The sequence below is a fragment of the Xanthovirga aplysinae genome (assembly GCF_009711365.1).
Taxonomy (GTDB): domain Bacteria; phylum Bacteroidota; class Bacteroidia; order Cytophagales; family Cyclobacteriaceae; genus Xanthovirga; species Xanthovirga aplysinae.
Genome location: NZ_SMMB01000858.1, coordinates 1 through 4,813, shown reverse-complemented (window position 1 = coordinate 4,813; position 4,813 = coordinate 1). Strand labels below are relative to the sequence as shown.

Annotated in this window: 4 protein-coding genes; all 4 read right to left on the bottom strand. The window is 35.1% G+C overall.

Annotated features, from left to right (window positions below):
• On the bottom strand, positions 1-885 hold an 885-nt coding region (locus tag E1171_RS06880; protein ID WP_155205272.1), incomplete at its 3' end, for a bestrophin family protein.
• A 283-nt stretch (positions 886-1,168) separates the two neighbouring features.
• Positions 1,169-2,656: a glycoside hydrolase family 30 protein gene (locus E1171_RS06875; RefSeq protein WP_155205271.1), complete on the bottom strand. Its 1,488-nt coding sequence runs from the start codon at positions 2,654-2,656 to the stop codon at positions 1,169-1,171.
• A 508-nt stretch (positions 2,657-3,164) separates the two neighbouring features.
• Positions 3,165-4,265: a hypothetical protein gene (locus E1171_RS06870; RefSeq protein WP_155205270.1), complete on the bottom strand. Its 1,101-nt coding sequence runs from the start codon at positions 4,263-4,265 to the stop codon at positions 3,165-3,167.
• 2 nt (positions 4,266-4,267) lie between these two features.
• Positions 4,268-4,813, bottom strand: a 546-nt coding sequence (locus E1171_RS06865) for an ABC transporter ATP-binding protein (RefSeq protein WP_155205269.1), incomplete at its 5' end; no start/stop codon positions are given.

The following is a 4,813-nucleotide window of genomic DNA, read 5'->3' as shown; positions in this document are numbered from 1 at the left end:
TATGTTGGTATCCTCAATCATTTCTCTTAAATCAATTTCGATATTCCGACACAGGTTTTCTAAGGGGATATCAGACGCTCTTCCTTCAAAGGGATCTTCGGTGTTTATTCCTGATTTTTCCAGTACGGTAAAAACAAAGCCTATGGCAATGCTCATGGGAATACTGACCCAGTCCATGCTTTCCACTAAGGCAAAGGGTAGACAAATGATAAATAACCACAGGAATAAACGAGTAAAATAATTATAGTAAAATGGAAATACGGTATTTTTTATTCTTTCACACTTTCCTTGATTATCATAAAGTTTGGTGACTAGACCGGTTAAATTGTATAAGCGAAAATCTTCAATCCAACCTTTATGCAGTGCATATTTTAACTCCTGACCCTGAATGGCTAATAACTGGGTTGGTATATTACTTTTATCCTTCAGGGTGCTCTCGTCCTTTTCCGGAATCCAATACTGAAGTTCTTTGCAATAGGGCTCCTTTCTTAAAACGGACTTTAAGGCATAAACCCAACCTATATGTCTGTAGATTACCTCTTTTTGCCATGTTTCAAATTCCATTTCTGTGGATTCTCCTTTTGAAGAGTAAGTAAGGAGTTGCATGGTAAAGGCCCTACTATTATTGACTATTTCCCCCCAGATTTTTCGAGCTTCCCACCATCGGTCATAAGCGGAACTGTTTCTAAACCCTAGGAAAATAGCCAAGGCCCCTCCCAAAATGCTAATGGGTACGGCTGGTAATTTTACATAGGAGTGCCCAAAAATGTCATGAGTGGCATAGGCTACTGCGGCGCAAATCAGACAGAATAAAATTCTCCAAATGTTATGAATTAAAATTCCAAAGGTTTGTTGAAAAGGGTTTTTAGAGTAAGCAATTATCATTGGCGAACTAGCTATTTATTAAATTTTAATCAAATTTAATCTACATGTAACAGTCAAAGGAAAAGATGAAAGGGGAAAAAAGAAAGAATATAGCATTCTTTTTTTGACTAAAATTAATAATTGAAAAATGGTAAAACCCCTTTTAATGGGAAAAAATACAAAATTTGAAACAAAAAAGGGCGGTGATAAAATTAATCTTGTTTTTACTAGGTAAAAAAAATCGAGCGCATTGATGGATGCGCCCGAAAATCAATTAAAAATTTTTAATGTGCAGTATGTTTTATTAGTATACCAGTGTTTGCATAGCGTGAGCTGGAATGGTTAATTGTGTTTCATCCGATCCCACAAATAAGTTGTAAGTGATGTTTTCATCCGTATGATTCATGACGACGGTTGCCATTTTTCCATCTTCATTAATAAAAGAGGTACTTAATAAATGACTTCTGCTACTTGTTGTACTTACCCTTTGGGCATTAGGACGAACAAATTTGGAAAAATGACCGATGTAATAATAAGAAGGGGTATAGATCAATTCCCCAGATTTGGTATCTGCATGTATAGGTGCAAAACAGAAGTTGCCCACATGATTTGGTCCACCTCTTTCATCAAGCAAAATATTCCAGTCGGTCCAGCCCACAGTTCCTTTGTTAAAATCATTGATCATAGATCGGCCGTATCTTTCAGCATTTGGCCAATATTGATAACGCTCTGGATTAAAAGCTTCCTGGCAACCTTCGGTGAATAATAGATTTTTTGTAGGATAGGATTCATGAACATTTTCGAGATTGTCAAACATTGGTTCTCCTCCGGCCCAAGTTTCGTACCAGTGGAAGCCAATACCCCAAGCATATTTTGCTGCTTCCGGATCTTCAAAAATAGTATTAGCTCGCTGGGTAATTAGGTCTCTGTTGTGGTCCCAAACGACAATCTTTTTGTCTCCTAATCCTTCCTTTGCCATGATCGGACCTAAGTGGTTTTTAAGGAAATCTCTTTCCTCTTCTGCTGTGTAGATGCAAGACTCCCATCGCTGAACAGCCATAGGTTCATTCTGTATGGTGACTCCCCAAATAGGCATTCCTTCAGCTTCATAAGCTTTAATAAATTTGGTAAAATAAGTAGCCCAAGTATCATAATACTCCGGTAATAATTTTCCGCCATGCAACATGTCATTGTTAGTTTTCATGAATGCAGGAGGACTCCAGGGACTCGCATACAATAATAACTCTCCACCTGCCGCTGCTGTGGCCTTCTTAATTAAAGGAATTCTAAACTCCTTATCATGATCAATGCTAAAGGTTTTTAACTCCTTATCACCTTCCTCTATATAGGTGTAGCTTCCACTGCCAAAATCCGCACTATGAATAGTGGTTCTGGCTAAAGTATAACCAATTCCTTTTTCTCGATTATAATAAGCTTGTAGAAGTTCTTCTTGCTTTTCTTCCGGCAATTTCGCAAAAACTTCAGAGCTGGCATCGGTTATAGCTCCACCTATACCCATAAACTTCTGAAATCGTTTATTAGGATTTACGAATACAGAAACCTCAGATTCCAAGGGTTGTTCTCCTGGTTTGAAGGTTAATTCATCAGTTAATGTTAAGCGGTCACCAGTTTTTTCTGCAGTTGTATATACACTAATAGTTTTGCCTTTTGTTGAAAAGGTTTCTTTTTGTTCAACTTTCTTAGGCTCTTCTTGACTTTCGGCTTTCTTTTCTTGTTGACAAGCGGACAGCATAGCAGAAAATAAGAAGACGCTGAGGATTCTCTTTTTCATAGTTATTTAATTATTGACAAAAAATTCATATTTAACTGATTATAGGAAGTCGGGTAAAATTTTCTTTTAGTAGGAAAAATTATATTCCAAGAGTTGGTGAAAATGACTTATTCCTTGAAGGTTATCTTCCATTTTATTGCTGAAATATTAAAATGATCAGTTGATAGGTCCTTTTCTTTGTTTCGTTTAGAATACTCTAGACCTTCATCCTATCTTGGAAAGATATAATTTTATTGAAGGGTAGACAAGCTCTTTTTTAGGCTTTTTAAAGGAAGTCTAATTACAAACGTTTGCGTTTAGAGTCCAGGATATTAATTTTACTATGGCAAGGAAACTTAGCTCTCCGACCTTAAATATTTTCCTTTTTTAATTAGCGGTGTAGATTTGGAAATCAACAAATAGGAAAAGGCCTAATGAAGCATTTTTTGTGTTTGGAGTAGAAACTCTTGGTCAAATAAATTAAACAGGATTAAAAAAAATGGTATTACCTTCTACAATGTTTTTAAGCCTAATATAGGTTGGCGTTTAATTGGTAATTATCATAATTTCTATAGAAAATAATAACAGCCAAAACCAATGGTAAGAAGATGAGTAAATATTTGGCTGAAAGGGCCAGAAAAACGGATAAAATATAAATTGCAAATACAATTCTTATATATTTTTTCATTTGTAGGTCTTTAAAATAAAGGATACTAGTAAGGAATGTGAGTTGGGTAATGCCTATCATATAAGACACCAGTAACACCTCCCATTCAATTAATGTTGAGGAGTTTGTAAGCATGTGGGTTAATTCTGGCGAGAAAATTAACAAATAAGTTAGAGGATATAGGAAAAATCTTTTGAGCTTGGAAATAGGTAAATTCCTGCTGAAGGCCATTTGTATTTCCATAAATTGTTGGTAATAAAAAACCAATATACAATGTGCAAGGGCAATAAGTAGATATAAAATCAGGAATAAACCGCCTTGCAAGTCCTCTTTGCTTGCAATGGTAGAAAGATAGAGAATCAGAAAAGAGAATAGTTTCAAGCCAAAAAAAGTTAACTTTTTTTCATGGAGGGTAAAGAATATAAGATAAAGAAAACTTGGTTTCCGGGATATCTTAATGGGTGTATTTAATACAAATGAATTTTTTATGATGTTATGGTTAATTAACTTTTTATTGTAGATAAGGATACTCCCCGTAAAAAACAGCATTGTATAAGTCAAAACGATTAGAAATGCTCCCGTTTCTCCCATGTAGACTGCAAGGCCTAGAATAAGGATGATATAAATTAAGACAGGTAAATAAATGAAAACCTGACTAAAAAGTAGGATTAGATTTTTTCTTCCCACTGCTAGCCCTATCAAATTATATAAAAAGATGTTTTCTGGCTGATCAAAAGCTTTTAGTGTGAAGTTTAAACATTTAATTCCATAAAGGAACCAAACGATAAGGGCAAGTGCTAGAACTTCGGGGGAACTGACCACTCCTTGCATAATAGAGAAATGATAAGAGACAATCACATTTGGGCTTACAATGCCAAAAAGAAGTAAAAATAGAAAAAGAAAGAAGCCACCGTTTACTTTATAGAACTGATAACCAATGGTTTTTAGCAGGACTTTCAACATAATTATTTTTCAATGGTAATAGCTTTGTTTTTTAGCACTAATTGGGTTGGGATTAGGGAAGAAAATAAATCAAAGGATTGATGGGAAGTCAATAAAAAAGTTGCACCTTGATTGCTGTATTGCTCAATTAATCTGTGTATTTGTACGACAGCTTTATTATCCAAAGTGATTAGTGGCTCATCAAGCAGAATAAGAGATGGATTACCTATAAAAGCTAAGACCAAAGAAAGTTTTTTAAGCATTCCACTAGAATAGGAAGCAATCTTCTGATTTAGGAAATTTGAAATGACAAATGTATCTGCCAGGTCAGTAGCTTTTTCGAAATCTTCATTGAGGGTTTCACAATAAAATTGGATTAGATCCTTCCCGGTTAAAAAAGCAGGATACAGAGGTTCAGCTTCCGAATAGTTGACACGTTGTTTAAAAAGCATTACATTTTTTCGTATGCTAATTCTTTGATCTAATACAATATCACCTTGGAAGGGAATAAGGCCCGCTATTGATTTTAATAATGTTGTTTTTCCCGAACCATTTTCACCTTTGAGCCA

Bases quoted from the DNA above. Each gene is read 5' to 3' on its own strand.
- E1171_RS06875 (WP_155205271.1), bottom strand. From the start codon at position 2,656: ATGAAAAAGAGAATCCTCAGCGTCTTCTTATTTTCTGCTATGCTGTCC.
- E1171_RS06870 (WP_155205270.1), bottom strand. From the start codon at position 4,265: ATGTTGAAAGTCCTGCTAAAAACCATTGGTTATCAGTTCTATAAAGTA.